Origin of the sequence: Photobacterium lipolyticum (genome assembly GCF_003026475.1) — a bacterium.
Taxonomy (GTDB): Bacteria; Pseudomonadota; Gammaproteobacteria; order Enterobacterales; family Vibrionaceae; genus Photobacterium; species Photobacterium lipolyticum.
The window spans coordinates 518,538-543,500 of record NZ_PYMC01000002.1 but is presented as its reverse complement, the minus strand read 5'-3'; the positions used below and the strand labels follow the sequence as shown (position 1 = coordinate 543,500).

22 protein-coding genes and 1 tRNA gene are annotated in these 24,963 nt (G+C 46.3%); 13 read left to right on the top strand and 10 right to left on the bottom strand.

All coding sequences use genetic code 11. From position 1 onward, the window contains the following. Positions 1–68 precede the first annotated feature (68 nt). Together C9I89_RS22915 and C9I89_RS05195 are read left to right on the top strand one after the other, a co-directional pair. Positions 69–2,264 carry a carbohydrate-binding protein gene (locus tag C9I89_RS22915; protein WP_281258238.1) on the top strand — a complete coding sequence of 732 codons (2,196 nt, stop codon included), beginning with the start codon at positions 69–71 and terminating at the stop codon, positions 2,262–2,264. Between the two features lie 645 nt (positions 2,265–2,909). Further along, the gene (locus C9I89_RS05195; protein ID WP_107282273.1) at positions 2,910–3,104 is read left to right on the top strand and encodes a YwbE family protein; all 195 of its coding nucleotides are present in this window, start codon (positions 2,910–2,912) and stop codon (positions 3,102–3,104) included. Between the two features lie 170 nt (positions 3,105–3,274). On the opposite strand, the gene C9I89_RS05190 is transcribed toward C9I89_RS05195, so the two are convergent. From C9I89_RS05190 to C9I89_RS05175, 4 genes are read right to left on the bottom strand one after another with little or no spacing between them, the layout of a single operon-like run. Next, complete coding sequence (locus C9I89_RS05190; protein ID WP_107282272.1) at positions 3,275–4,165, bottom strand: DUF7916 family protein; 891 nt, start codon at positions 4,163–4,165, stop codon at positions 3,275–3,277. A gap of 10 nt (positions 4,166–4,175) precedes the next feature. After that, positions 4,176–4,514, bottom strand: coding sequence for a PTS lactose/cellobiose transporter subunit IIA (locus C9I89_RS05185; RefSeq protein ID WP_107282271.1), 339 nt, complete (start codon positions 4,512–4,514; stop codon positions 4,176–4,178). 2 nt (positions 4,515–4,516) lie between these two features. Next, on the bottom strand, positions 4,517–5,842 hold the full coding sequence (locus C9I89_RS05180) for a PTS sugar transporter subunit IIC (RefSeq protein WP_107282270.1): 1,326 nt from the start codon (positions 5,840–5,842) through the stop codon (positions 4,517–4,519). A gap of 14 nt (positions 5,843–5,856) precedes the next feature. Then, on the bottom strand, positions 5,857–6,174 hold the full coding sequence (locus C9I89_RS05175; RefSeq protein ID WP_107282327.1) for a PTS sugar transporter subunit IIB: 318 nt from the start codon (positions 6,172–6,174) through the stop codon (positions 5,857–5,859). A gap of 572 nt (positions 6,175–6,746) precedes the next feature. Between C9I89_RS05175 and yhfZ the strand changes: the two genes are divergently transcribed. From yhfZ to C9I89_RS05130, 9 genes are all read left to right on the top strand, one after another. Next, positions 6,747–7,643 (top strand): GntR family transcriptional regulator YhfZ, encoded by an 897-nt coding sequence (gene yhfZ, locus C9I89_RS05170; RefSeq protein ID WP_107282269.1) that lies wholly within the window; start codon positions 6,747–6,749, stop codon positions 7,641–7,643. A gap of 32 nt (positions 7,644–7,675) precedes the next feature. Continuing rightward, on the top strand, positions 7,676–8,551 hold the full coding sequence (locus C9I89_RS05165; RefSeq protein ID WP_107282268.1) for a phosphotriesterase family protein: 876 nt from the start codon (positions 7,676–7,678) through the stop codon (positions 8,549–8,551). A 16-nt stretch (positions 8,552–8,567) separates the two neighbouring features. Next, complete coding sequence (locus tag C9I89_RS05160) at positions 8,568–8,927, top strand: DUF2620 domain-containing protein (RefSeq protein WP_107282267.1); 360 nt, start codon at positions 8,568–8,570, stop codon at positions 8,925–8,927. A 9-nt stretch (positions 8,928–8,936) separates the two neighbouring features. After that, positions 8,937–10,238 carry a YhfT family protein gene (locus C9I89_RS05155; protein WP_107282266.1) on the top strand — a complete coding sequence of 434 codons (1,302 nt, stop codon included), beginning with the start codon at positions 8,937–8,939 and terminating at the stop codon, positions 10,236–10,238. Positions 10,239–10,361: 123 nt separating this feature from the next. Next, positions 10,362–10,442: transfer RNA gene (locus C9I89_RS05150), tRNA-OTHER, on the top strand. Positions 10,443–10,586: 144 nt separating this feature from the next. Continuing rightward, a complete protein-coding gene (locus C9I89_RS05145; RefSeq protein ID WP_107282265.1) occupies positions 10,587–11,144 on the top strand; it encodes an NnrU family protein in 558 nt (185 codons plus the stop codon). Between the two features lie 178 nt (positions 11,145–11,322). After that, the gene (locus C9I89_RS05140) at positions 11,323–11,982 is read left to right on the top strand and encodes a hypothetical protein (RefSeq protein WP_107282264.1); all 660 of its coding nucleotides are present in this window, start codon (positions 11,323–11,325) and stop codon (positions 11,980–11,982) included. Positions 11,983–12,621: 639 nt separating this feature from the next. Beyond that, positions 12,622–13,563, top strand: coding sequence for a DMT family transporter (locus C9I89_RS05135; RefSeq protein ID WP_107282263.1), 942 nt, complete (start codon positions 12,622–12,624; stop codon positions 13,561–13,563). Between the two features lie 14 nt (positions 13,564–13,577). Next, positions 13,578–15,038: a sodium:solute symporter family protein gene (locus C9I89_RS05130; protein ID WP_107282262.1), complete on the top strand. Its 1,461-nt coding sequence runs from the start codon at positions 13,578–13,580 to the stop codon at positions 15,036–15,038. 93 nt (positions 15,039–15,131) lie between these two features. Here the strand turns inward: C9I89_RS05130 and C9I89_RS05125 are convergent, their stop codons facing one another. Next, the gene (locus C9I89_RS05125; protein WP_107282261.1) at positions 15,132–16,064 is read right to left on the bottom strand and encodes a helix-turn-helix transcriptional regulator; all 933 of its coding nucleotides are present in this window, start codon (positions 16,062–16,064) and stop codon (positions 15,132–15,134) included. Between the two features lie 489 nt (positions 16,065–16,553). Between C9I89_RS05125 and C9I89_RS05120 the strand changes: the two genes are divergently transcribed. Both C9I89_RS05120 and C9I89_RS05115 read left to right on the top strand, forming a co-directional pair. Next, positions 16,554–17,786 (top strand): serine/threonine protein kinase, encoded by a 1,233-nt coding sequence (locus C9I89_RS05120; RefSeq protein WP_107282260.1) that lies wholly within the window; start codon positions 16,554–16,556, stop codon positions 17,784–17,786. A gap of 451 nt (positions 17,787–18,237) precedes the next feature. Further along, positions 18,238–18,486, top strand: a complete 249-nt coding sequence (locus C9I89_RS05115) for a hypothetical protein (RefSeq protein WP_107282259.1) — start codon at positions 18,238–18,240, stop codon at positions 18,484–18,486. A 2-nt stretch (positions 18,487–18,488) separates the two neighbouring features. Here C9I89_RS05115 and C9I89_RS05110 read toward each other — a convergent pair whose 3' ends face one another. The 5 genes from C9I89_RS05110 to C9I89_RS05090 form a co-directional block, all read right to left on the bottom strand. Beyond that, on the bottom strand, positions 18,489–19,700 hold the full coding sequence (locus C9I89_RS05110; protein ID WP_107282258.1) for an efflux RND transporter periplasmic adaptor subunit: 1,212 nt from the start codon (positions 19,698–19,700) through the stop codon (positions 18,489–18,491). 4 nt (positions 19,701–19,704) lie between these two features. After that, complete coding sequence (locus C9I89_RS05105) at positions 19,705–22,068, bottom strand: ABC transporter permease (protein WP_107282257.1); 2,364 nt, start codon at positions 22,066–22,068, stop codon at positions 19,705–19,707. Positions 22,069–22,075: 7 nt separating this feature from the next. Continuing rightward, positions 22,076–22,816, bottom strand: coding sequence for an ABC transporter ATP-binding protein (locus C9I89_RS05100; RefSeq protein ID WP_107282256.1), 741 nt, complete (start codon positions 22,814–22,816; stop codon positions 22,076–22,078). Between the two features lie 207 nt (positions 22,817–23,023). Beyond that, positions 23,024–23,440: a hypothetical protein gene (locus C9I89_RS05095; RefSeq protein WP_107282255.1), complete on the bottom strand. Its 417-nt coding sequence runs from the start codon at positions 23,438–23,440 to the stop codon at positions 23,024–23,026. A 383-nt stretch (positions 23,441–23,823) separates the two neighbouring features. Continuing rightward, positions 23,824–24,936 carry an NADH:flavin oxidoreductase gene (locus C9I89_RS05090; RefSeq protein ID WP_107282326.1) on the bottom strand — a complete coding sequence of 371 codons (1,113 nt, stop codon included), beginning with the start codon at positions 24,934–24,936 and terminating at the stop codon, positions 23,824–23,826. Between the last annotated feature and the right edge of the window lie 27 nt (positions 24,937–24,963).

The following is a 24,963-nucleotide window of genomic DNA, read 5'->3' as shown; positions in this document are numbered from 1 at the left end:
TTTTTATTGGGAATAACACCTGGGCCTACGCCCTAATTTAATGCAACACCAATGACAAGGATAGAACATTGAAAACACATATTAAAGCAGTATCAGCTGCCGTCATTTTAGGATTGTCTTCCCCCGCGTTTGCCGCAGAGGGTGGGATGCAAGCTTTTCTTGATTCGCTGCGCGATTTTGAATCAGGTATTAATCCGGCGCTGGCTGGCTTCTACCTAGATAATTTAGATAACCCTGTCTACACCTACTCCAAAGTGACTAAGCCTGGTCGCCTGGTGCGAGATTGTTCTACCGGAACGATGATCTCGGAGCCAACAACCATCAACGGCTTTTTCACAAAGCTGGGAATTGACACCATTTATAACCCGCTGACCCCCAACGACAGCGCCATGTTCCGTTCTATGCAATACAACTCAATGAACGCATGGGGATTTATCGGGTATCAACTCGGTGAGGCCGTGCTGATTGATGCGGGTTACTATAGTCCGAAAGAAGTCACCATCGAAGGTAAAAACTATGACAGTTTCTACATGTTCGTTCCTGATTCCACCTGGATTGGCTGTAAAACAGAAGCGCTAGCTGAAATCGAAGGATCTGGCGGCAATCAAGTCTATGTCACGGATACTAACTTATGGGAAGGAACCTTTGTTGGTAAAAACGGCGTGAATTCGCTTGATGACTTGCGCACGCAGGCTAAGCAGGAGCTGGTAATACGTGATGCGATGCACTTTAACTACAAAGTGATGAGCAAGCTGCTCGCCGATGCCAACATGACATGGGCGCAGGCGCTGGCAAAAAGTTGGCCTGATAAAGACGAAAACGGCCAGCCAATCCAAGTGCAAGCGACTATGTCAGGTCTTCTGGCAGCCTCCCATCTTCGCGGGGCGTGGGGAACTGCCGCTTTGTTAACCAAAGACCAAATTACCTGTGATGAACTGGGTACCTGCATTACGAAATACGTGCACAAGTTCGGCGGCTACGACACCTTGTTCGATGTCCCTGGAAACAGCACAACACATGGCTCCACGTATAATGAAGTTTTGACCGCAGGATGGGGTAGTGACTTCGTGATCACCGGAGGCGGCAAAGACCAAATTCTACTGAATGAAGAAAAAGGCTCTGTCACAACGGTTGCAGATTTCACTGTAGGTGATGACCTGATTGTACTTCGAGGATGGCAGACACCTGATCCGCTGGCATCACTGACAATTTCAGACATGGCAGGTGATACCGAGCTACAATTTGCCGGACAGAGTGTCGTGCTAAAAGGCGTATCAGCCGCGGCAGTTACTGCAAATCCAGCAGCCGTTATCGCCAAGTCAGATACCTATGTTCTTGCATGGAATACCGGTAAGCAAGTGGTACAGGGCTTTGACCCGGCCGTTGACAAAATTGAAGGCAGTGCCGGCATCGGATTTAAACACCTCAAGGCCTACGAGACACCGACATCTATCATCATTGGTCCGCAAGCAGAAGATGGCGGGATCTATGCCTCTTACGAGCTAGTTGGTCTTACTCTTGCCGACATTAACGCTGAGATGTTTACCAACGTCACGGGTGGATATGATCGTCTTGGCTACATTGTTCCGCTCAACCACATTAACTGGGGTTGGAACATGGAATTGGTTGCCAACACTTTCGACACGGCTAAGACTGTTTTGACAGTACCAAGCAATCAGCCAGTGCCATTTTCTGCCGTCAAATTGACACAAGAAGGGGCTGACACGGTACTCACGTTGATCGAACCGTATGCAAAAGGCGACAAGAAAAGAATCGTACTGAAAAACACGGATGTTAAAACCTTGAGTGCATCAAATTTTGCAGGATTTAGCGGCAACTTCTCTGAAGTTACCACTGATATTTCAGTGATGTTTGAAATCAGTGCCACGGTCAACGGCGTTGGTGGTGTTATTTCCCCGACACCAGGTGCAAATGGTCTGCTAGAAGCCAAAGGCGGAACAGATTTTACCGTCAATTTCATTGCCGACAGCGGGTTCAAAGTGAAATCTATTGTGGTAGACGGTGTTACACAGCCAGTCGCTAACAGCTATACCTTTACGGCGGTCAGTGCTTCATCTGTATTGGTGGTTAGCTTTGAAGTTGGGCAATCGTCAACCTGTCCAGCACCATGGGTATCAGGTACGATCTACAACGGCGGTGATGAGGTGACTTATCAGGGTAATGTCTATAAGGCAAAATGGTGGACAAATAACGATCAGCCTGGTGCTGGTGGTCCATGGGCGCTCGTTAAGGCTTGTAGCTAAATAGATAATTTACAAAAATGGCAGCAGAGATGCAGCCTCTGAATATAAGTCCTCAGCCGAAAGGTTGAGGACTTTGTTTGTTTTGATTGCTCATAACAGACTTCGATTTCAATGTGTGAGAGTTGAGAAATCTATCGGCAGCTGGTTCACAATTCAACCCTAGCCTGTAGCACTTATTCTACTAGCTCAGCTCAAGTCCTGCACTTAAGTTAAGTTCAAAGAGAGCGATTAATAGAGGAGTGGTTCTCTTTTAACTCTGCATTTTGACGTGGTTTGGGTATAAAGCTAGTGCCTAAACACAGTGAATCTGATTGATTGAAACAGTTTAAGTCCGTCATCCCCGATAAAAAATCAATATGTTCAATCAATCATAATTAATGAGTCAAGGTACTAGTACTCATTAATTATGAATAGTTGAAGCACATAAACACGTCATCCCGGAATTGAGGAACGAGATATCCGGGATCCAGCTCTAGCGTGTGATCTTTAGATTCCGTATAAGTTCGTTCCTCACTTTACGGAATGACGAAGTTTGGTGACTGAACTTGTCAAAACTTCTGTGATGAAGTACTAGCTTATATATTGCAAGTGAGTGATATTACGACTTGCAGATATCAAAGAACGCTATTAAGCAGAGACAAACTTATGAATGGCACCAACCGCTCAGATATACAAGCAGGACTAGAGGTTCAAATTGTATTGAAAAAAGATCAACGTACAGGAAATCTCACCAGGGGAGTAGTGAAAGATATTCTAACCAAATCACCGACACACCCCCATGGTATTAAGGTTAGGCTAGAAAGCGGTGATGTCGGTAGAGTAAAAGAAATTTTAGATTAAGCATTAATGAGTGAAAACAGGTCATCTAACGATGATTTATTTTTCTGATATTGATGCTGAGTATTTACAAGGAGCTCCCACCATTTGACGAGCGACTAAGTGATAAGCCCAAAAAAAGGAGGTCTGTTAAACAGGCCTCCTTAATAGTTATTTGAATTATTTACTTAGCGTTATCGCCTGTTAGCCATGCGTTTGAATTGATGGCGACGGCCGCGAATTGTCATGCCCATACGGATGATATTTTCTGGTGGTGCGATACCACCATATCCACCATCACCGATATGAAGAATGTCAGCTCCCGCTCCTTTCGATGCCATCGCGACTTGCTCTATATAGCTCTCAGATGCACCTTCTTGAGATGTACCAATTGCTAATAGTCCAAGCATTCCAGCATTGTGAACAGCATCCATCATCTGATGGGCAATATCGGGTGAAACACTAGATGTTGTATAAGGGGCAGGGAACATCATGATGTCAGCACCAGCCTCTGCAAAATCGCTAACGATGTCTAAGTTATAGTCGTTTCCAACACCACCACCGTGCATCTTGCCTGCGATGATAACGATGTTCTGCGACACTTCACGACATAAGCGAATTGCATCAAGAATGGTTTCCTGTGACACATTCATTCCCGGGTTACCCGTCAACATAATGTAGTGCATGCCTAACTCAACAGCATACTCTACAGTTTCACGAGTCACTGAACGACCGACCTCAATATCAGTAAACCCGAAAGGTACCGGTTCTAGGTTACATCCGATTAGGCGGCCTGTTAAGTCGCGTATTTCCTCAATAGTGAAATGATCCTTAACACCATGGTTACCGGCCCCGGTCACTTCTGCTCGAGGGTTAAAGATATCCAGGCAGTTAAGGGTGATCATATCAGCACCGAATGCGGCCGCAATCTCTGCACCTGAGACGAGATCTAGGGGGGGAGCTATAGATACTACATTCTCAACCATCATGGTGCGACCTTCAGATTGCTTGATACATTCAACAATCTCGGCACGAGTCATGTTATTAACATCATGACTCGTTAAATCAAAAATACGCTTCTTCATTTCAGTTGCCCTATGCGTTGTTTAGCTGACGGTGAATAGCAATGATCTCATTTGCCATATCGCGGCATAACATAGCAGTCATAATGTGGTCCTGAATGTGAGTAAGAATAAGAGTCATTGTGACCTTACCTTCACCTTCATCGAAACCAATTAATCCTGTTTGCGTTTTGTGAACTTCAGTAAGCGCTTCTTCCGCTGCGACCAGCATCGCCTCAGAACGCTCAAAGTTACCGCCTCGAGCCTCTCCCATCGCTTGCATAACAGCTGAGCGAGCTTCACCAGCTTTGCAAAGTAGCGTCATCAAAAACTCTTCAGTAATATCTTCTTGAGTATTAATTTCGAAAGTCATGATTAAGCCTTTACTGGTTCAGCATTCGGTGCATCTTCAGCATTTGCGTGCTCTTCGATAAGCAATTGCTTTTCATGCACCTTGAAGAACGGATAGAAAACAACCATGCTCACAAGTACGCAGACCCCAACCAAAATGGCCGCTGTACCTGAGTTTGTCGCAATAACCGCACCGATAGGCGCAGGCATAGTCCACGGTGGAAGTGCAATGATCTTAGATACAATCTCAGTCTTAAAGGCCATCCACACAATACAGGTATTAATCATTGGTGAAAGCATCCAAGGAATGAAATAGTTCGGGTTCATTACAATAGGCGTACCAAAAATGACTGGTTCATTGATATTGAATGTGCCAGGAATGATTGACATCTTTCCGATTACATTCAGGTGGGTAGCCTTCGAGCGCATCATCAGAACCACAAGGCCCCAAGTACCACCTGCACCACCGACAAAGATAAAGAAATCAAGTATTGGGTTAACGAAAATCTTCGGAATCTCAGTACCTGCAGTTAAGGCTTCTTGGTTCATACCAAGGTTGACCAATAGGATTGGACCCAAGATACCACTAACAACAACAGCGGAACCGTGAATACCGGCGAACCAAAGTAGCTGAATCATAACAACGGCAAGTAGACATGCCAAAAATGAGTCTGATGCCGAGACTAATGGTTTGAATAACTCCATAACCGCAGATGGAATAGTCAGGTCATAGCTACCAAGCACTGCATTAAGACTTGGGATCAACACTGCGAGAATGACGATTGGAATTAGCAGGTCAAATGACGCTGCGATTTTTTCAGGCACAGCTTCTGGAAGTTTAAGACTGATCTTTTTATCACGTAAGAAGCGCTGTAGTTCCGGAACAAACAAACCAGCCATGATTGCGGTAAATGCGCCAGTACCACCCAGAAAAGCCGCTGGTATCACACCACCAACACCTTCAACGGATTGAAGAGGAGCTGCCGCCAAAAGGAAGGTGAATAATGATAGTAAACCAGAGTTTTGTGCGCGTAGCCCATAGGACTCAGCCAAACTAAAACCGATACCAAATGCGGCATAAATGGCGAAAATACCCATACTGATCTGGAACGGTATAAGTATATTACCTTGACCAATCATCTCCACAAGGGAGTGCCAGCCATTAAGGAAAAAGTTATCTCCCGGTGGTGGGCAAGCTAATACCAAAAGTAAAGAACCCACAATCAAAAACGGCATTGTTGCCACGAAACCATCTTTTATTGCATTGATATGTCGCTGGGTTGAAACCTTCGCGGCAACAGGTGCGACGACATTTTCAACGAAGCTCATAACACCATTAAGTACAGACATGAATTAACTCCTAATTACTTGTTATTCATCGATTGATAAAGATTAACTGCTTGATCCAGAACTACGTCACCTTTCATCATTCCGTAGGTCATCATGTCGATAAGGCCACAAGCTTTACCGTTTTCTTCAGCACGTTTCTTGAAATCTTCAAATTGGAATTTAACTTGCGGTGCAACCAAACAAACATCGTTTTCAGCCAGTGAAGCTTCAAATTCAGAAACTGAATAAGCATTAATCGAGCAATCAATATTTTGCTTATCAGCAGCTTCCCGCATTTTTTTTACAAGCATACTGGTTGACATCCCAGCAGCACAGCATAGAAAAATCTTCATACTTTTACCTTTTGAACTTATTTCATCCTGAAAATTTAGATGCTGATAATAATCTTCATTTAAGTGAAAATAATAGGGCAAACTCACATAATTCAAATGTTCATTTTTTTGATGATAAGAAAGACACTTATTTGCGACGCAATTAGAATTATCAATGGTTCTGTTGCAAACCAACAGCATGAGTTATGAACTTCGTCACTCTCCCTTAAAGATTATTTTTCACTATATTCGTGATTATTCTTCTTGCAAACTAAGCCAGCGTGAAGAGAGAGATATTTTCCAGAGCACGGTATCTATGGGTTATCAATTACCTACCTTATTGTAATATCGGTCTCATAAAATGAAACAGTTGTCATTTCTTCATGGAAAATCGATAAGACTTACATTAATGTCAAAGATAAGTGGAAATCATGTGACAGAGGCGAGGGTCAATTTGGTAATGGGTCTGGAAGGAATATTATTCCCTCATGGACTATTTATTATTGACAGACATCTCATTTGTGGTCGGCGCAAATTTACTCGACCCAACATAGGCGTATCATTTAAACATTCATAATAATGAAGGTTTTGATATGCCTAAAACATATATAAAAAAAGAAGGTGCCGCAGTTATCAATATTGCCCGATATCTGATGTCTCAAAAAGAAGGTGCTCGTTTACGTACCATTGATTCGCTGGCTGAAGAGTTCGAGCTGTCGGTTGGCTTAGTTCAAAAAGCCCTGAAAAAAATTGAAGCAGAAGGTGTGATAGCGCTTTCACGGCAAGGCCGTAATGGTACTTATATTTCTCGCCTAGACAGCGAAGAGATTATCCGTCTGGCGGGGCTTGGTAACGTTGTGTGTGCCATGCCGCTGCCTTACACCAAGCATTACGAGGGATTGGCCAGCGGATTAAAAGCCCAGATGGGCAGTTTGCCGTTGTATTTCGCTCACATGCGAGGTGCCGGGGTCAGAGCAAAATTGTTAAGCTCCGGCGTGCATGACATCGCCATTATGTCGAAGCTTGCAGCGCAGAATTATAGCGACGGTTTGACGGTTGCCGTTAATTTGGGAAAGAACTCCTATTCGAATGATCACCGGGTGATTTACCGTAAGGGCGAATATGATGCCATCCGCCGAGTTGGCGTTGATCCTGATTCTCCCGACCAGCAGATCCTGACCAGACAGGCTTTCCCGGATCAAGATATTGACATTGTCGAAATCAATTACGGTGACAGTTTGGTCCATTTGGCCAACGGTGATATAGATGCGGTGATTTGGCTGACGGAAGCCATAGACATGGATAGCTTCGGTCTGGCAGAAAAGTCACTGAACCATATCCCCGAGTGTGAAATGGCCTCTGAGGCGGTACTACTGGTCCGAAATGAGGCTGTGTACATTAAAACACTCTTGAGAAACCTAATAGACAGGGATGCCCTGATCACTCACCAGGAAAAAGTCGTGGCAGGCGAGATAACACCGAGTTATTAGTGAAATAAACTGTGGTGGAATAATAGACCAATATGATTGACGACAGCGGTTACACCTATGTTCACGAACACCTGCATATTGATTTATCACTGCAAAAAGGCGATATCGACTGCAGGCTGGATCAGTACGATCTGATCAAAGAAGAGCTGTTGCAACTCAAATTACGCGGCGTTTTGAACATTGTAGAAGTGACTAATCGTTTTATGGGCAGAAATCATCATTTTGTTGAAGGTTTGGCAAGTGATACCGGAATGAATATTTTGCTCTCTACTGGTTACTACGTTGATGGCTTTTTCCCGCCCGAGCTGCACTGTCGGTCGGCACGGGAGATCTGCCGCGAGATGGTGGGTGAAATCGAAAACGGCATTGCCGGAAGCGACTTGAAAGCCAGCTTAATCGGTGAGATCGGCAGCAGTGAGAACAGGTTTACCGACATAGAAAAAAAGGTATTTGAAGCCGCCGCCTATGCCCACCTGGAAACAGGGCGGCCAATCTCCACTCACCAGTCGATGAGTTCAATGGGCCGCCAGCAGGTAATGTGGTTAAAGCAGTATGGCGTCAATATGAACAAAGTGACAATTGGCCACTGCGATCTGAAAGACAACATTGATGACATTGTCTGGCTTATTGAGCAGGGCTGTTACGTGCAGTTCGATACGATCGGGAAAAACAGCTATTACCCAGATACCAGACGTTTAGATATGCTTGATGTGTTGTCTGACCGCGGTTATTTAGAACGGGTCATGCTTTCCATGGACATAACCCGGCGGTCTCACCTTAAAGAAAATGGCGGCCTTGGTTTTTGCTACCTGGTGGATGCATTCGTCCCGATGCTGCGCGAGCGTGGCATTAGCCAGCAAGAGATAGACACCATGCTAAAACACAATCCCAGCCAGCTATTTGGCTAAATAAAGAGGTTAGCGTATGAAACAAATCGGTATTGCGGGTCTGCAGCGTGAACAGATAAAAGATCAAATTGATGCCGCCGCCCCCGGTATTTTTAATTGCCACATCCTCAACGACATGGATGCAGCCATGCAGGTGAAATCCGGCCAGCTGGATTATTACATCGGCTGCTGCAACACGGGGGCGGGCGCAGCCTTGTCGATGGCAATCGCTATCATCGGTTACCCGCAGAGCTGCACCATAGCCAAGCCGTCCATTCAGGCCAAGCCAGACGAAGTCGAGCGTTTTGTCGATGAGGGCAAGGTGGCTTTCGGACTTTCCATTGAGCATGTTGAACACGCCATTCCCATGCTTGTTTCTATCCTCTCCAAGAAGTAAGGACATAACATGGAGGTTATGCACATAGGTTTAGTCGCACTGCTCTGTGCCATGACTGCAGTTATCGCCAACATGAGCGCCGCAGTATTCCATGATGGGATCCGCCCCATGCTTCCTCAGGTTGCGGATGGGAATATGACAAGGCGCGATGCGGGCTCTACCGCATTTGGCTTATCTATTGGTTTTGTTGTCTCGGTGGGGATTTCATTCACTCTTTCGACCGGCTTACTCAACCCCTGGTTGTTGTTCTTACCAACAGATGTTCTGGGCGTGATGATTGGTAGTCGGGTACTGGCCGGACTGGCCGGTGGCTTGTGGGGGATCTTGGTGGTCACATCGCTTTCGGCGGTTAATACCGTATTGACCGGGTTGCCGATCGATGCATTAGGTGCCCTGGCCGAGCTGGGTACGCCGGTGATGTCGGCGTTTGCTCTGTTCCCGCTGCTAGCGATTTTCTATCAGTTTGGCTGGCGAGCCGGGGTGGCGGCAGCCGTTGTTGTTATCATTTTCCGCTTGCTGGTCATAAAATATACTGCGATCTATCCTGAACCGGTTCAGATCTTCATTGGTATGGTCATGTTAGTGGCTAGTGCTATCCGCAAAGATCTGTCTGACAGGAAAAACGGTATGGCACCACCCGATATGTCAGGTATGCACAGTCTGTTTGACGAACGTAAAAGACGTATCGTCAAAAACCTGCCTTTTCTTGCCGTTACCGGTGCCCTGATTGCCGCAGTAGCGAACGTCGGTATTTTTGCTGGTTCGGAAGTATCCATCTATTCACTGGCCGAAGTGTACAACCAGACAGATCCTATTGCTTATGATGCCGCGATGAAGCGGGTAGCACTGTCTGAGTTTATGCGCGGTCTCGCATTTCTCCCGCTGATCGCGACCACGGCTCTTACGACAGGGATTTACGGTGTCGTCGGAATGTCTTTTGTGTTTGTTGCCGGCTACCTTGCTCCTAGTATTCCGATCGCCGCGGCATTGGGTGCCGTTATTATTTGTGTTGAAGTCTTCCTGCTACGGAGGATCAGCGGCTTCCTGGAGCAATTCCCGTCCATCCGAAATTCCTCAGACAACATTCGCAACTCAATGAATACCCTAATGGAGTTTGCATTGTTGATCGGTGGCATACTGGCTGTGATGAAAATGGGCTCCACAACCGGATTTACTATCTTTGCCATCCTCTATTACTTTAACGAGGTTATGGGCCGACCTGTACTCAAAATAGCAGTTCCGGTAGTTGCGGCCATCCTGACAGGTTTCATCCTGAACATACTGTATGTATTGGGACTTTTCGCAATTTAACCCAAAATTATTAGCATTAATATATTCATTGACCTACAAATATTAAACAATGGTCCTTTTTGAAAGAATGCAAATTTTAACGGGGAGGGATAGGTGTGATCCCACCCCGAGGCAACATACAATTCCCCCTTAGTTCAGTTGGTAGAACGGCGGATTGTTACGTTAATCCGTATGTCGCTGGTTCAAGTCCAGCAGGGAGACCCAGATTTAAGAAAACCGCTCGTAAGAGTGGTTTTTTTATACCTGCCGTTAACTCAATCATGATTCAGCAATATCAATGACCTACAATTAGTCAATAAACCGTTATGCGGATAAGTAGCTAATAATCTAAGTTATAAGGAGATAATAATGGAATTTTTATTACTGGGACTGTTCCTGTTTATCGCGATCCATCTCTTGCCCACGATGGCAGGGCCTCGGCAGCAGCTGATTGCCCGGTTGGGCAGAATGCCCTACTTGGCGTTATTTTCCATTATATCGGTGATTGCCTTACTGCTGATCTTCCACGGTTTTGCTCTGGCCCCCAAAGATCAGCTGTGGGCGCCGCTGTCTTTTTCCCGGCCCCTTGCCCACGCTCTGATGCCCGTTGTTTTTATCTTATTAACCGCGGCCTATTTAGATACCCATATCCGTGCCAAGCTAAAACACCCTATGTTGATCGCCATCTGCCTCTGGGCCTTCGTTCACTTGCTGGCTAATGGTGATCTGGCTTCCACTCTGCTATTTGGCGGTTTCTTTGTTTATGCCCTGATCGATATCTATAGGGCTAAACCAAGAAGTAGCCTGGTGCCGAGGGGAAAACCAAAGGCGCGGTTTGATGTCATCGCTGTGGTGGTTGGATTGATCCTCTTTGGCCTGGTACTACGTGGTCATCAGACCCTGTTCGGTGTGGCTGTTATCGGCTGATCTTCAAGTACAAAAAAGGCCGCTTTGAGGAGTTCTGTTTTATTGATTAGATAATTATTGGATTTGGTTTTAGGCTTGCAACAGAATTTCATCATAATGAGATTTTACGCACTGATATTTTTATGATTTTAGTTAATCATAAAAAAATGCTATTTTTGCAGTTTTTTTATGAGTGAGCATGACCATCCAACAAGTACCTAATTTTAATGAAGCGCTACTGTCCAAACTCGTGACGCATTTTGGTGTCACTCGGCACGTCAAGGACGGCGGTTATATTTTGCCGGATGGCCGTTTACTGAATTTGCAACGTTCAGACATGGAGAACCGCCAGTTCCATCGAGCGGTAGCAGCACTGATGCCTGAAGAGATGATTGGTATCATCGATGAAATCACCATTGTAAACCTCATGGCATCGACCGGGGCAATCCGTTATGAAGCGAGAGGGCGGGTGCATGTAGCGGTAAAACCGACTCAGTTACAACGGCGTAAATTGTTCGATATCATGAAATACAGTGTACATAGTTACCGTGTGTTAGTGTCTGATCTAAACGGTGCCACGATCGGCGATCAAATGTTTCAGTCACCTCATGCTCACGAACTGCTGGATTTTTTTAACCGATGTTTTAGCAGCGCTCAGAAACAATATCGTGATGACGAGTTTTACCTTAGCAAAGAGCTGGATGATTACATCTTTACGTTCCGTCCTGAACAACGCCAGATCGGCCGTTATAAATCAAGCACAAAGACATTCACTATTCTGCCCGAATTCGAAGGATCGCTTGCCATGTTCAAACAGCAAGTCACAAAGCGACAACAGCAAGAAAGTGTTATCGTGTAAGTGGTTCATTGTCATGTTTCTAAGCAACTGCAGAAACGGAATGTCACTTTCCCGCGCTTGCCGAAGTTTAACGTCCATTGTTATCTCCTGAAAGGCTAACGAAGCAGCCTTTGGTAAGGTCTGGTATTTTACAAGATCTACCGCTCTATCAAGCTTATTATGGTCCCAATCAAAAAGATACGTTTTCAATTTTTCAATAACTTAAAGAGCCAGAATACCTCCTCTGTTCACAAACTAAATCCATCGGCAGTAATCAGCAAGTAACCAGCAGTTTTTGGCTAGTTATCTTCCTGTCCGTCATCCAAGATAGACACCAACAAGCTGCTTTTTAGTGTGTATTGACATTGGGTAACTGATGTCGATGAACAAAAAAAAGATGAAGGATAATATCAATAAAAATCAGATGGATAAGTGCGGCTGTTGTTGTTTTACTACGGTCGAAGTCTATCCGTTTTTATCAGTATATTGTGATCTTGTATAAGGGATAAAGATGCTTACTGGATATTGGTCTGTGGACGTGTTTATTATTGCCAACCTGTTGCTATGGGGGATTGTGGCCGTCATTTTTGGCTATCAACATACAGCGGGCGGTGGAATGCTCAATGACCAATCAAATAATAACGATCGAAGAGGTTAGTCATGAATACCAAAACATTAGGTTATAGCACCATGATTGTATCGGCAGCCCTGATGGGCTGTGTCGGATTGTTTGCCCGTAATATCAACACCAGCGGCGATGTTATCGCCTTTACCCGAATGACGGTAGGTGCCATTTGTGTCTTTGCTCTGATGCTTCATCAGGGGAAAACCATGCTCATCAAGTCAACTAAATTAACACCGTCAGTCATTGCCAGCGGGGCTTGTTTAGGGCTTTGCTTAGCGGCATATGTTTCATCAACGCAGCACACAACACTGGCCAATGCGGTATTCCTTATTTATACCGGCCCTGTATTCTCAACCATACTGGCGGCTATTTTCCTGAAGGAAAAAATATCAAAACTGACAGCCGGCTTACTCACCGCGGTTTTCATCGGCTGTTTATTCATTATCGGCATCATTAATTATGATTCGACAAGTGGATTAACCGTGTCACTCTCCTTTTCGAAAGAGAATTTTATTGGTGACATGTTAGGTTTGGCATCCGGGGTTGGCTACGGTCTGTATCTGTTCTTCAGCCGCTACCGTACCGATGTCAGCTCTGACTCTCGTTCATTCTATAACTTCTTATTTGGTGCAGTTGCCATTGCACTTTGTTTTACCGTTAACCCGCCGTCACTTGCGAAGATGGATACCAGCTCTTGGGTGTGGTTGATCTCGATGGGCTTTTTCATTGGCTTTGGCGCGTTGTCACTGCTTACCATTGCCGCTAAGCACCTGAAAGCCGCCGAGCTCGCTTGTGTCTCTTACTTTGAAACCGTGGTTGGCGCAGGTATTGGTATCAGCATGTTTGGCGAATCGCTTACTGCGCTGCAAACACTGGGAGGGATCCTTGTCATCGCCGGTGGTATGGGTGAAATCGTGCTATCGATGGCGAAAAAGCACAGCAATGCCAAACAAGCTAAAGCCACCACCCAACAATAACCACGGAGGTTACGATGGCCATCTTATTAAACTGGGCGCTGCTAATTGCCACTGTGATCATCATGATCGGCTTAGCACTGTACAGTAACAAGATTGTGCATTCGAGTAAGGGTGAAGGTGGTTTTCTATTGGCAGCTAACAGTTTGGGGCCCTTCATTGGAGGGGCCACCATCGTGGCGACAGGCTTTTCTGGCTGGGGATTTATGGGCTCGCCAGGTGTTGCCTATAAATACGGTGCCATCGAGCTGCTTGGCAACTTCTTTTTTGCCCCGGCAATGGTTTTTGCTGTTCTGTTCTGCGCCCGTTTTCTTCATCAAAAAGCGCAGCAGATAGGTAGCCTAACGCTACCGGAATACGTCGCCCGCAGTCATGAAGGTCCCGATTCGGTCAAGCGAATCACCCAAGCCTTTGTGGCGATAATCACCATTGTCCTGCTGCTGGTCTTTCTGGTGGGTCAGATTAAAGCATTAGGCTTACTTGCCGCTCCCTGGCTCGGTATTGAACAAAATACGGCATCGCTGCTAATGATTGCGATCATTGTGGTTTATACCTCAATTGGCGGGTTGGCAGCGGTCGCATTTACCGATGCTTTTATGGTTGTCGGGATGTGCATTTCGGCCCTGGTTATTGTCTGGACAATTTTTACTGATATGCCTGTTGCAGAGCTGTTAGATAGCCTTAATGCTATCGATCCCGATCTGTTAGCCCCAAGCGATTCCGGGCCTTATGGATCGTCGGTATGGCACGTGCTGATGGTATTGCCCTACGCGTTTATTTACAGTGCCACCTTACCCTATATGTCTGTTCGTTTTATGGCATTATCATCCAAAACCAAATTACACCATATTGCAGCCTACATGACCCCGATGGCTTGCTTACTGAGCTTGGTACCGATTGCAGGGCTTTATACCCGAGTTAAAGTACCTGGACTTGAAAACCCAGATCAGGCAATGCCGACATTTTTAACTACGTTCCTGTCGCCAACCGTCTCAGCGGTGGTGACTTTATTTATTCTCTTTGCGATGAAATCAACCACCAATTCGGTCTTACACTCGATTGCCGGCTCGGTGTCTCATGATCTGCGTCAGGCTATCTGGCCCAATTGTAAGCTCTCCGATAAATCGCTGTTGCATCTGAACCGTTTTGCCGTTTGGGTATTGGGCGGAGCGGGTTTCGTTATTATGTTATATGCGCCGCCGTTTATGCTGTCGATGCTGGCTATTTTAGGTTCAGGTACCCTGATGGCGGCTTTGGTTGCCCCGACACTATTGGCTCATTTTATTCCTTCTAACATTTACGCAGCGTTATTCTCTATAGTGATTGGTTTCGCGACGGGATGTACGCTTTTCCTTCGTTTTGATCTTGGCTGGGTTGAAGCACCAATGTACGCTTCAATATTGGCATGTTTTTCTTATTGGGTTGTTGCCAAAGCATTTCAACTTCATTCTATAGAACGCGATATTATTTCACGTTAATTTAAATAATACTGAATGAGTAGCAGTAAATAATGGCTGGGAATTTTAAATACCAGCCATTATTAATGGAAGCATAATTCACTCAATAAACAATCACGACATATATGGGTAATTGTTATTCGTGTTCATCAGTTGATTTTGTAATTGCCCTTCAATAGAACGATGCTGCCCTATATTTTTTCGCATATCAATATGGCTTGAACGATATTCTTTTGGTGTCAGTTTTAGTAAGCATTTGAACTTGGAATTAAAGTTTGAGAGTGAAGAAAATCCCACTTCTGCACCAATGTGAGCAATGCTCCAGTCAGTGATCACTAAATAACGTGCCGCCTGACGCACTCGCTGTTCAATAATATACTGGCGAAAAGTAATTCCCATATTGGCATGAAAAAACCGCGAGAAGGTGCTCTCGGCCATATGTAATTGATCGGCTACGATTGATACAGATAAAGGTTCAGCTAAATTATTGGCAATATACTTTAAAGCAATCTGTACCCGCTCTTCGATTCGCTGGCTATTTTTTATCTCAAAATTGTCAGCGAGGAAGGTCGTAGTCGGTTGTACATGAGACAGCTTATCAAGCAAGCTCAGTAGGTTCAGTACCTGCGAAAATTCAAACGTGTTTTCCAGCATCTTTAAAAAGGTGTAGATTTCTGAATTTGCAGGAATATCAAACAACATACCGCTACGTGATTGATCTAACATTTTTTTTATATTGCTAAATTGCACGCTGTCAACAAATGTCTGCCCCAGTGCATTTAAACGGAAGTGAAGTTCATCACAGCCATGCTCAGCACCGTCCTCGAGCGGGCCTAATACTATACGGAAAGGATTAAACGGCGCTAGTAATACTAGCTGGCCGGGCTTAAGATCATAGTGTGACGTACCTAAGTGCAACGTACATTTACAATGGCGTGGCCAGACCAGAATGTAATCTGCTGCAAAAATCATATGCTCTGTTTCTTCTACCTCTTGAATATCAAACATAAGAAATTCAGGTGTATTGGCTTTAATGCGCTGATACATATTCTTTCCCTCGCTCTACCTCCTTGCATGGTCGCTTTAGACTACGGTAAAAACCACATTGGAAATTTAGAAACGTGATATCAAACCACATAAATGCTACCTATCAGTATGCCTGTGTGACATACAGGTGATTTATGTTTATTCTGTCGCTAACAGGGCATAGATCACATTTTAATAAGGTTCAATAACCACCTTTTTGCTATATCAGCAAATGAAAGCATAGATCAGCCATTTGTCAGCATTAAATGACTATATTTCGTCACGCTGACGCGGCATATTATAACCATTGAAGAGCAATAATATTCCAGGCTCATCAAGCATAAAGATTAATTTTATATCGTTTTTATATGTAGGTATCAATCATCTAATTATTAATTAAGAAACTAGAAAGGGTTAAATATAGCTATCAGACTTGCTTATGTTTTTTGGAAAGATGGTTATTAATATACCTGTTTAATTGTTCATGTTAATTCTCTTGGAGATTATGTAATGAGTGTTTCCAACGATCTATATCCAAATGCTTCAGCGCCTCTTGAAAGAAAAGACAGTGGCGTTCCATATGTTCGTCCTGGCCTTCACGTTGAATCTTATAATGACTTCGATCCTCTACGTCATGTAATTGTTGGTATTGCCGATAACCAGCATATTCCAGAGGCATGCCCGGCAAGTAATGAAAAGATCCCTGCGGACTCACCGATGCGCGGAGGGAAAGCAGGGCGTCGGACTCAAGAGTCTATTGATCGTGCAAATGAATGTTTAAACGGCTTTGCCAAGCAACTGGAAGATCGTGGAATTATTGTTGACCGTCCGGGAGCGGTTGATTGGCACGAGCGTATTACTACGCCAGATTTTACCATCAGCTCTGGTTTTGGTGTCATGCCCCCACGAGACTGCTTGCTAACCATGGGTAAAAGCATACTGATGGCACCGATGAGCTTCCGCAGCCGTTATTTTGAATATCTCGCTTATGTTGATTTACTGCGCGAATATTTCGAATCAGATCCTGAATGCTTAATTGAACAAGCGCCACGTCCTCGTCTTTCTGATGATAGCTTCCGCATGGATTATGTTGCCGCTTATGAACATCTTTCTGATGCAGAAACCATGGCCCGTTCGCTTCGTAAAGAATACAGTACCAAAGAGACTGATATTCTTTTTGATGCCGCTGATATCATGCGCTTAGGTAAAGATATCTTTGTTCAGCATGGACTGACAACGAACTTAGCCGGTATTCGCTGGATCAAACGTCGTTATGAACCTCAGGGCTATCGTGTTCACACCTTAAGCTTTGAAGATAACCACCCAATTCATATTGACGCAACATTCTGTCCGCTTCGCCCGGGACTCATGCTGCTTAACCCCAATCGCCCATTGTTCAAAGGCCAACGTGAAATCTTTGAAAAGAATGACTGGCAAATTGTTGAAGCGGTTAACCCAGCTTGGGATAACCCACCGCCACTATGTTATTCAAGCACATGGCTATCAATGAATACACTGATCCTTGACCATAAAACCGTGTGTGTCGAAGCATCGGAAAAAGCCCAGCAAGAGCAGTTTGATAAGCTTGGTTTTGAAGTTGTTCCTGTTGATTTGCGTGACGCTTATGCCTTTGGCGGGGGCTTACACTGTGCAACTGCAGATGTTTGGCGTGAAGGTACGTGTGAAGATTACTTCCCGAATCAATTTGCAGGGGCGCACGATATCAGTCACTGGGAATACTAATAAATTATAAAGCGTCTCCTTTAGGATATTCTATTGGATGGGAATAATCCTAAATATCGACAGAATCCGGGATCAATTTTGCTCCCGGATTTTTATTTTCAGGGGCTGTAATTACGAATAATTAATACGGTTGCATAAGCATCACAAGTTCTGGCTTGAACACGCTACCACCGTCCGTTCACGACCAAAAGCAGTCATGTTTACCTATATAACAACCTTACGTTCTCCGCAAATAACGATGACAAGCAATCCGTCTGGGATTACGTTTGTAGTGGGTCTGGGGCATGCTATGGTTATTATAAGTGGTAGGGAGTTCTTGCGTCATATGACTGACGAAGGCGTTTGGGAAATGACCTTGTTCGATTGTCATACCGAGGACGGTACCCGTCTGTCATTCACCTGAATGATTACGTGTTTTTGAAAGAATGAACATTAACCAAAGGACAAGACGATGACAAAGTTAGTAACTCATATTTCAGTCGGTGCTCCCGATCCAGAACTAAAGACGTCTCCTATTCTGGAAGAAGGGGATGAAGAGTTTGATGTTCTGTCACAGGAAGTGGAAGATTTGCCGCAGTGCTATTTTAATAATGTTGCCTATGATGATGGCACTTATGTTTGTAGTGGTAGCGGTGCGCTTTTGCATTGTGAAAAAGGATTGTGGGTAAGAGAAAGCGGTTGTGATCCCGATAACCCTTGATATCAAGGCTTCAAAGTTCTCACCGTCACCCGCTTGCCGTCTTCGACCTCATCGCTGGGGTGGTTGATGACAGCTTCCCCCGCGGTTACACCTTCTATGATCTGGGCTACCAGGCCATTACGCTGGCCGACCTTAACGACTTGCAGCCTGGCACGGTGGTTTTCCATTGCGAACACTGCCCAACCGTTTTTATAACGGAACAGGCTGCTGGCAGGCACCTGCAATACATCCTCCTGATGCCACAAAATAAAGCGCGCCTCAACACGGTAACTGTCGCCTAACCTTTGCCATTGCTCGGCAGGTGAAGTGAAATCGGAAATGATTAAGACCCGTTGCTCTTCCACGCCCAGTGCAGAGATTTTGGTAAAACCGACCGGCTCGATAATACGCACAGTGCCTTCCAACGGATGTTCGCCCCCCCAGCGTTCCAACAGTACTTTCATTCCCGGCTTGATCTTTACGGCATCGGCAGAAAGGACATCCACTTCAATTTCCAGCGCCGAGGGGTCGCCGACCTCCAGCAGGGGATCGCCGGTCCGCACCGGACCCTCGCACTCATGCGCAACCTTGAGGATCCGCCCGCTGACAGGGGAGCGAATCGGCACTCGCTCTGCCGTTGCACTATCGGAGGTTGCCGCCGAATACCGCAAAGCCGTGCGCGCAGCTTCGAGTTCATATCGGGCCACTTCAACATTGAAGTCAGCCGAGCGCCTGACGGCGGTACTGGTCTGCAGCCTGGTTTCGGCCTGTTCGAAAGTCTCATGTGAAATAACCCCTTTGGCCATCAAAGGTGCAAGCCGTTTAAGTTCATTATTCGCCAATTTTTCAGCGGCGGCGGCGGCACGTGCCTGCTCCTTGCTGGCATCCAGCGCCGATCCGGCCGCTGCTACTCGGGCCTCGGCCTCGGCTCGGCGGCGCGGATCGAGCACCTGTGATGCCAAAGGCGTGATCCCCAGCAAATCCTGATGCTGCTCAACCGGATCACCGACATTCAGTTCCACGCGGCAGGCAACACCGTCCACCGGTGCCGAGATTACATAACGATCAATCACCCGGGTGCGGCCTTCTTCTTCAATAGTGATGGTCAAAGGCGCACGCCTGACCGCGACGGTTTCAATCAGCGCCGGCTGCGGCCAGAAGCCCCAGATCAGCAAGCCAAGGATCAGTACGACGAACAGTATGATAACGGGATGTTTTTGCAACATAGTACGCATCAGCTTACTCCTTGGTTTTAAGAACGGCCACCATGTCAAGACGGGCCAGGTTACGCCAGATCATCACGGCAGAGATAAGGTATGAAACAATCACCACCAGGGCGGCAAACGCGTAGACGTTCATGCCCAAAACCAGTGGGATGCGATACAGATCGGAGTCAAACTTAAATGCCAGGTAAGCACACAGGCCATGGCCGATAAGCAGTCCGATCGGTATGGCCAGCAATGTCAGCAGCGCCAGCTCGCCCAGCAGAATATAAGCTATCTCACTGCGCTGAAAACCCAGTACCCGGAGGCTGGCCAGTTCGCGGTTGCGTTCCGACAGTGCAATGCGCATGCTGTTGTAAACCACGCCAAAGGCGATGCTGCCGCCGAGCATGGTGGTGATAAAGGTAAAGAACAGAATGGTCTCTTCCATGGTTTTGTAGAAAGCCTTGATGGCAGATTTTTGCTCGACCACGCCGGCAATGCGCGGCATCTCCTTAAGCTCGGCATACACCTGACGCTGGTAGCGCAGGTCGACTTTTAACCGGGCACCGTTGATGGTATTACCTTCTTTGAGTAATCGGTTCAGGGCAGACTGCTGCATGTAGGCATTCACTCCCAGGTATTCTTTGGCGGTACCGACCACCGGCACCCGGACCGTGGGACGGTTGCCTTCCAGAACTTCAACAGTAAGCATGTCTCCGGGCCGGATCTGCAGCAGTTCGGCCAGGTAATCGGTGAGGATGACACCTTGTTGCGGCAGATTGATAACCTTAAGCTCGGTATCAAGCAGCCGCATCAGTTTGCCGCCCGGCGGAATACCCTGCACCGAGGTGCGATAAAAACGGTGCTCAAATTGCAATTTCGCCGCTACCGCACGAAAACCTTCGGCATGGTCCACCCCCTGCAGACTCTGCAGGGAATAGAGCGAGCGCTGAGACGTCGGCTCGGTATAAATGGCAGTAATATCGCTGCGCTGGCTCAGCCCGTAGTGTACCTCAACCATGTGATCGATAGCCCCTTCCTGAAAACCGCCAATCATCATGGTTGCGCCGGCCATACTGATCCCCAGGACCGTCAGCAAAGATTTGAGCGGACGGCGTTCAATATGGCGCAGGATCATCCGTGTCGGCTGCGAAAACCAGCGTTGCAATCCCAGGCGTTCCACCAGCGTTGGGTGAAAAATCGACGGTGGCTCCGGTCGCATGGCTTGAGCAGGAGGCAGCCTGGCGGCACGGTTAACGGCATACAAGGTGCCGAGGATGGCAACTGCCATGCTTATCGCGGCCGCGGCAACAATCACCTGGGGCCTGAGCACATAGATCATAAACGGCAGACTATAGAAGGTCATATAAATGTTACTCATGCCCTTGCCCATCCAGATCCCAAAGCCGATACCGGCGAGGATGCCGAACGACACGATGACCAGCACCAGCTTGGTGTAATGCAGCCCGACAGCAAAGTCGCTGTAGCCAAATGCCTTGAGCACGGCGATCTGCTCGCGCTGCAAGCTGATCAGGCGGCTGGTCACGATATTGAGCAAAAACGCGGCCACTCCGAAAAAAATAATTGGGAACACGGTGGCAATGGTTCGCTGCTGTTTAAGCTCTTCGGACAAGAAACGGTGGGAAAGCTGGTCCTCGCGGGCTATAGCACCTGTTCCGCCATAGGGTTTCAACAGTTCATCGAGACGGTCGATAACCGCCTGTGCATTGGTGTGCTTGCTAAGGGTGAGGGTAACATCATTGAACGCGCCGTCCATGTCATAAGCCGTCGCCAGGGGTTTTCGCGCCATCCATAACACGCCGTACCTCAGATAATCAGGAAACATGGCGCCCGGAGCGATCTGGTAGATATACTCCGGGGACAGAACATGGCCGACCACGGTGAGCGTTTTACGCCGCCCGTTAATGGTGGCGCGCAAATGGGCGCCGGGTTGCAGATTATGGGCGCGGGCGAATTCTTCGCTGAGCAGCACTTCTCTGTCGTGTCCCGGCTCAAGCAGCCGTCCCTTGCGCAGGTAGATCCGGTTTAGCTGGCCCGGGCTGTTATCGGGCAATGACAACAGATGCCCGCTGACCGGATCATCAAAACCTGCCATATCAAGATTCACATAAGCCACCACCCGGGTTTCCACCCTGTCGACGCCGGGAATCGCTTCAATGCGGCTTACCAGCGACAGCGGTGCCCGCTTGAGGGTAGCGAACACATGGGCAAAGGAATGGTTGCGGTAATAGGTTTCACGGGTCTGATACAGGGAATCGAGGGTGCTCAAAGACATGATGAAGATACTGACGCCGCCGACAATGACCATCGCAATGGCCAAGGCCTGCATCCGCATGGCCCAGAGCTCTCGCCAGAGTTTTTTATCGATCGCCTTCATCGCCGCGTCACCATGTTAGTTCACAGGGGGCCAGGCGGGTCTTGTTGATCTCAACCCTGCTGATCAGCCCGTCGGCCAGATGGATGACGCGATCCGCCATTTGTGCAATACCGGCGTTATGGGTGATGACGACCGTGGTAGTACCTAGCTCCCGGTTAACACGCTGCAAGGCTTCAAGTACCACAATCCCGGTTTCGGAATCCAACGCCCCGGTCGGCTCATCACATAACAAGACTTCCGGTTGTTTGGCAATCGCGCGGGCGATCGCCACCCGCTGCTGTTCTCCCCCGGATAGCTGGGCCGGGAAGTGATCCAGTCGCTCACCCAAGCCGACCAGTTGCAGCGCCTCATCCGGTTTCATTGGCGACTGGGCAATTTCGGTCACCACGGCCACGTTTTCCCTTGCCGTAAGGCTGGGGATCAGATTGTAAAACTGAAAAACAAAACCGACGTGGTAGCGCCGGTATTCCGTCAGCTCGCTCTCGACGGCCCGGGTCAGATCGCGGTCGGCATAAAACACGTGACCGTCAGTCGGTGTATCCAGTCCGCCGAGAATATTGAGCAGGGTCGACTTACCGCTGCCCGAGGCCCCCAGCAGCACAGTAAACTCCCCCCGATACAAATCCAGATCCACCCCGCGCAGAGCACGTACCTGTACCTCACCCATCTGGTAAACCTTGGTGACGTTATGGACATGGAAAACAACATTTTCGCCGAGTGCCTCATGGGGGGGCCGATCCGCTGACATAACATTTCTCCACTAATGCTTTGTTCAGTATAGCCATTTTCCACAGGCAGCAGACTTAATCCCAGGCTGAATCTCCCTCCACTTTCCTTGACATTCCAATCCCATACATTGTGCAGGGGAACGAGGGAATTATTTTTCCTGGAACTGAGAGTGAAGAATGTGCTACTTCTAACTTGCTAAGTAATCAATTCCTAGCGTATAAATTACTTAATTTTCTTCCATTAATTGAGTTATAGATTCCTCTTTAGCTCGACCTCGAAAGTGATAAACTCTTTTTGTAACTTTACGGCCTTCGCCAGAAGCCCCTAGTGATGCAGTTTCGTTGGCACCATCTAGAGTAAGACCTGCTTTACCGCTAGCTGAATTGTCATAAAACTCTTCGATTTCAACTTCTTCAGCATTATCTATTCGTCTTGCAATAGCTAACTCTTGTTCAACTTTTGCTTGCTCTTGAGCAAATTGCATTTGAACTTTCTGTTTCTCAGCCTCAAGCTTCAGTTCACTTAGACTTTTATTCGATGCAAGTGACATTAACTCTGTTGATTTTTGTGCACCTTCAGCCACTAACCATGCTAATGGACTTGTATACATAAGAACTTTTTTTGTGTTTTTCCATTTAGACATTTTTAAGACCCAGCTTTCTAATAAAGTGATAATTTAATATATTAACATTATTGCAAAAAATGATTAAATAGTTAATTATCAATTAATTAAAGTAAATGTTGGAGGTAGGCTTTTGCCCAATACTATATAACTTTGGGGTGAAATGTCGGGGAAATGCACACACTTGTACTGATAGGCATACCATACACGAACACCTCGTTTTCGCGCAATGCCCGTTTAAGAGTAACCAACCGATAAGAGCAGAAGTCAAATCTCAGGTTGAAGTGATTCGGCATACCTCACCAATATTACCAAATCTAACCCAAATTACTGTTAACTGGCTATGAATGAGTCAGCAATAATTCGCTGACTCATTACTAAATAGAGATATGTTGCTACTTATTTTATAAGCTCGCGAATTGCGATTTTCTTTTCTTATTAACAACACAGAAATTGCCACGTTTTGTGCGACATTTTGAGCATCTTTCACACTCAACTGGTGCTCTGTTGCCTTCTTTCCAGCGTTTAATTAAATGTGGTTCAGACAACAAAGGTCTTGATAGGGCAAAGTATTGAATATTGGTTGTATTCGCAATTTCTTCTATCGCATCAATATCCGTTAATCCGCCAACGGTAATAACCGGGACATTCACCTCTTGGCTGATAACATGACCGTACTCATGAAAGTAACCTTCTTCTTGGATAGTATATCCGTCAAAAGACTCGCCAGTCATGGTATTCGCCTTACCATGGATATTGCCCGAGATGATGATGGCATCCACGCCAATCGCTTCTAATTTTTGACAAACCATGCGAGTTTCGTCAAAGGTTAAGCCACCCTCAAAAAACTCAGATGCTGTAAGTTTAACTAATATCGGGTACTCATCACCGACAAGCTTTCTGATTTCAGCATAGATCTCTAATAAGAATCTCATTCGATTATCTAAGCTACCGCCGTATTCATCTTCACGTCGGTTGTAATATGGGCTTAAGAACTGATTGATCAAATAAGTATGTGCCGCGTGGATTTCAACCCCATCAAACCCAGAATCTTGGGCTCTTCGGCTTGCTTTAGCAAATGCCTGAACGATGTAATCTATTTCATCCTTGGTCATCGCTTTACCTAATGTTTGTGTGCTTTTTTCGCACACTTCGCTTGGTGCATAAATCACCCTTTCACCGACATTGTGAGTGGTTTTTGTACCACCGTAGGCAAGTTGCATGATGACTTTAGAGTCATAGTTGTGGACTAACTCGGTGAGCTTTTTGTATTCATCGATAAAGGAATCATTGTACATCCCCATCATACCGGCATTTGGCTTCTCTTCTTCTACAATATTTGCATAACCCGTTACAATTAGGCCGACTTCACCTTTAGCGAGCTCTTCGTAGATGCCGTATAACTTATCCGTCATATGGCCATCTTCTGTCGCCATATTTTCCCACGTGGCGCTTCGAACAAAGCGGTTTTTTAATGCCATGTTGCCAATGCGAGTTTCTGTAAACAAAGTGCTCAAGTCCAATCCTCTTAATAATCGTTTTGT